Genomic DNA, 3,897 nt, shown 5'->3' with positions numbered 1-3,897 from the left:
GAATTCGGACAGTCGTTGATTGAATTCGGGCAGCCGTTGATTGAATTCGGGCAGCCGTTAATTGAATTCGGACAATTACCGAGAATTTACATAAAAAAATCAATAAATTTGTAATAAATAAATTAATTTATACTGAATAATGCGGGTGTCAAGTAACCCTAATTCTGTTTATCCTAGTGCTGTACAGTTCAGGGTAGAAGTCAGTTTTTATCCTGGCGATCATTGTTGAGCAAAAGCCAAGTCACTTTCAATTAACTTGGCATTTGTTAGGTTAGCTCCACTCAAATTGCACAAGTGAAAATTTGCCCCTCTTAGGTCTGCTAGTGACAGATTAGCTCCTGTTAAATCTGCACCAGTGAGGTTAACTTCAGTTAAGTTAGCACTACTTAGGTTAGCCCCCTGTAGTGAAGCTTGTTGCAAGTCTGCCTCGCTGAGGTTTGCCCTCATCAAGTATGCTTTACTCAAGTCGGCTCCACTTAAATTCGCTTGACTGAGGTCTGCTGCTGTTAAATCAGCTTTACTTAGATTGGCTTGACTTAAGTCCGCCCAACTCAAGGAGGCATAACTTAGATTAACTTCACTCAGCTTCACTGAGGCAAGTACTGCACACCTCAAATTAGCATTAACAAAATTCCTTTCTCCGATTGCATAACGGCGTAAAATTGCATCAGTTGTTACTCTGTCTAAAACAGCTTTTGATGCGCCTTGATAACACCATGTAGCTTGTAATAGTTTGGCAGCAGTGTTAACAGCTACCTCATCACTAGAAGTCACAATTACACCATTGCAGCCATCCCATTGACCGTTAAGCATTAGAGCAATCTCATTAGCGGCAGCAATTGAGTCAAAGAGTAAAACAGATTCTTTTTTATGCCGTTTTAACCAGTTATTCCAACCAATCGAGATAAGATTTTTCATTTCTATAAATTTTGGTCTTCTCAGACGATTACGGCTCTAACTAAGTAGGTAGACATAATTAAATATAAAATCAACTCCTAGTTTGTAGTGAGCGATTTATCGCTCAGAGCAAGGATTATCAGGACTAAAGTCCTTACTACAAACAATAAATTTATTTCTGCCTAGATACTTATCTATTCTGGCTAATAACAATCAGACTGGTGTGTGTAACAACCGACCATTATTGTGCGTGCTTAACGAACGCTTGCTACAAGTTCTCTCTTGAGCGACGCTGGGCGGGTGTGTCATCACATTTAAATATGTTCTTGTTGGGTGCGTAAGCTGTTAATCGTTGCGGTTAAAACTAGGAAAATGGCCAAAACCAATACGGTATTTCTGAGCATTGAGTTATCAAAATGCTTGAGTGCGATCGCTACCAATGCCCAGACTGTTACTCCTGTATAAGCGATATCTCGACGCTGGATGACCATAACTACTGCAACTGCTGTTGCTATCAATACCATGATCAGAGTCCAGATGACAGCAGAAATCCCCCAACCGTTCCACCCGTGAAAATCCAAGGCACACGCTACATTGACAATGGTCGCTACGCTAATCCAGCCTAGATAAATACTAATCGGAAAGTGAATACACCATTTTTTCAGCCGAGATACACGCAATTTGCCAATTTCTAACTGTACATAGACAGCAATTAGGGGCAACAAAATCAAGAGCATTGCAATGACAGAAATAGCAAAAAACCGAGACAAAAACAGATACACCCAGATACTTTGAGCAACACAGGCAATCACCAACAGATAACCTGTCTTGCGTAAATCAGGCTCATCTCGTTGATTAGGTAGAGCTTGGTATACCCCAAAAGCAAACAACCCCAGGTAAATCAGCCCCCAGATCGCAAAGGCGTAATTGGCAGGGATAATCAGGACATTTTTAAACAAAGTATTGGAAATTTCCCCGATGCTAAGTCCATTGAGCGGAAAAATGTTCGATACGACGTTGATAAAGAAAGCACCAAAGATTGCAGCCAAAGTAACAAGCTGCCGCCAAAGATCCCGGTAATTGCCTCTTGTGGACTGCTGCATAGGATGTTAACTCATAATCTTTTGTGCTTTCTTTCAGCTTACATCTGAAAAGAGTGATGCATATAAGCCACAGTCATATCTAGCAAGTTAATCAGGAGTTAAACTGATTATTGACCTCACTGCTTTTAAGGTACTGTCCATGCAGCTACTTCAAACTACCGACAAAGATTTTTCTGTCAAATTCAAAACTCTTGTAAGCGATCGCCGGGAAGTTACAGTTGATGTTAGTGGGACAGTACGCGAGATTCTAGCTGATGTCAAAGTGCGTGGTGATGCCGCAGTTAAGGACTATACTAGCCGCTTCGATCGCAACAATCTCCAGTCTTTGCATCTAAGCGAAACCTTTATTGCCGAACACGCAACGCAATGTCCTGCCGATGTCTTGGCGGCGCTGGAATTTGCTGCTGAGAGGATTGTGGCTTTCCATGAAAAACAAGTACCGCAAGATATTGGCTACACCGATGCAGTCGGGGTAAAACTGGGATTGAATTGGATAGCGCTGTCGCAAGTGGGGATTTATGTACCAGGGGGACGGGCTAGCTATCCAAGTTCTTTGTTGATGAATGCCTTACCAGCGAAAATTGCTGGTGTTGAAAGAATTGTCATGACAGTACCGATGCCTGGTGGTGAGATTAATCCCGTTGTATTGGCTGCTGCTCAAGTTGCTGGTGTGACAGAAATATATGGCATTGGTGGGGCGCAAGCGATCGCAGCATTAGCTTATGGTACAGAAAGCATTGCCCCAGTAGATAAAATTGTTGGCCCTGGTAATGCTTATGTTGCTGAAGCCAAGCGCCAAGTCTTTGGTACTGTTGGCATTGATAGCATTGCAGGCCCTTCAGAAATTTTAGTGGTAGCCGACAGCCAGAACAACCCAGATTGGATTGCCTGGGATTTACTATCGCAAGCAGAACACGATCCTAGTGCCCAGTCAATCTTAATTACTGATTCCGAAATCTTCGCGCAACAAGTAATCAAGGCTGTTGAGAAAATTATCGCCAATCTACCCACCAGAGAAGTTGCCAGTGCAAGTTGGCAAAATTATGCAGCTGTGATTCTGGTTAGTGATTTAGCCGAGAGTATACCACTGCTCAATCAACTAGCTCCAGAACACGTGGAATTGTGTGTGGATAACCCGCAACTGCTTGCCGATCAAATTAAGTGTGCTGGCAGCGTGTTTTTAGGACGTTATACTCCAGAAGCGATTGGCGATTATTTAGGAGGCCCTAACCATATACTGCCAACTGCCCGTTCTGCCCGCTTTGCTTCTGGTTTGAGTGTCTACGACTTTCTCAAACGAATTACTTTTTTAGAATGTAACCAAGAATCATTACAGACAATAGGCAAAGCAGCTATCACCTTAGCAGAGGCAGAAGGTTTGCCAGCCCATGCAGGTAGTGTATCTGTACGCTTGCAATAAAAAGCTGAGATAATTTGTGAATTAGATGTTAATATCCGTCTCAGAATACCTAGACTATCAAGGATGAACTTGGTCATGGGTTTGAGGAATGCGATCGCAGTGGGTAAAATTCCCATTTTGGGAAAATTCACGAGAGATTTTGTGCAACCACTCAATAACGCAGTTCAATCAAAGGTGCAAACCCTGTTCCAAATGAATAGCCTTGAGCTTCCAAATCTTCGAGATTTCCGGCTATTTTAATGAGAGCGATCGCAGTAGGGTTTCGTCTTTATAGGGTAATATCAGCCTAACTCCCAAGCAGCATAGAAGATTGAAAAGAGGAGAAGTAAGCTTGTTCTTTAAAGCAACCGATAGCAATTTTGATATCATCACAGTACAGCTTGCGGTCTGAGTCTAGATCCGAATGGCGGCGATCGCTTCATTCTAAATAGAACAAGTCGGATTTCTTTGCACCTACCATTTCGTCATTTTCAATAT

At 42.4% G+C, this 3,897-nt stretch carries 4 protein-coding genes; 2 read left to right on the top strand and 2 right to left on the bottom strand.

What is annotated here, in order from left to right:
* Nucleotides 1–219 precede the first annotated feature (219 nt).
* Together IQ229_RS16980 and IQ229_RS16975 are read right to left on the bottom strand one after the other, a co-directional pair.
* On the bottom strand, nucleotides 220–918 hold the full coding sequence (locus IQ229_RS16980) for a pentapeptide repeat-containing protein (RefSeq protein ID WP_194045678.1): 699 nt from the start codon (nucleotides 916–918) through the stop codon (nucleotides 220–222).
* A gap of 293 nt (nucleotides 919–1,211) precedes the next feature.
* A complete protein-coding gene (locus IQ229_RS16975; RefSeq protein ID WP_194045676.1) occupies nucleotides 1,212–2,000 on the bottom strand; it encodes a tryptophan-rich sensory protein in 789 nt (262 codons plus the stop codon).
* Between the two features lie 139 nt (nucleotides 2,001–2,139).
* Here IQ229_RS16975 and hisD point away from each other — a divergent pair, with 139 nt between their 5' ends.
* Nucleotides 2,140–3,420 (top strand): histidinol dehydrogenase, encoded by a 1,281-nt coding sequence (gene hisD, locus IQ229_RS16970; protein WP_194045674.1) that lies wholly within the window; start codon nucleotides 2,140–2,142, stop codon nucleotides 3,418–3,420.
* A 63-nt stretch (nucleotides 3,421–3,483) separates the two neighbouring features.
* Nucleotides 3,484–3,660, top strand: coding sequence for a hypothetical protein (locus IQ229_RS16965; RefSeq protein ID WP_194045672.1), 177 nt, complete (start codon nucleotides 3,484–3,486; stop codon nucleotides 3,658–3,660).
* Nucleotides 3,661–3,897 lie beyond the last annotated feature (237 nt).

The sequence above is a fragment of the Nostoc cf. edaphicum LEGE 07299 genome, from assembly GCF_015207245.1.
Lineage (GTDB): Bacteria > Cyanobacteriota > Cyanobacteriia > Cyanobacteriales > Nostocaceae > Nostoc > Nostoc edaphicum_B.
Note: the sequence above shows the minus strand (reverse complement) of the source record. Positions and strands in the feature narration are given on the sequence as shown.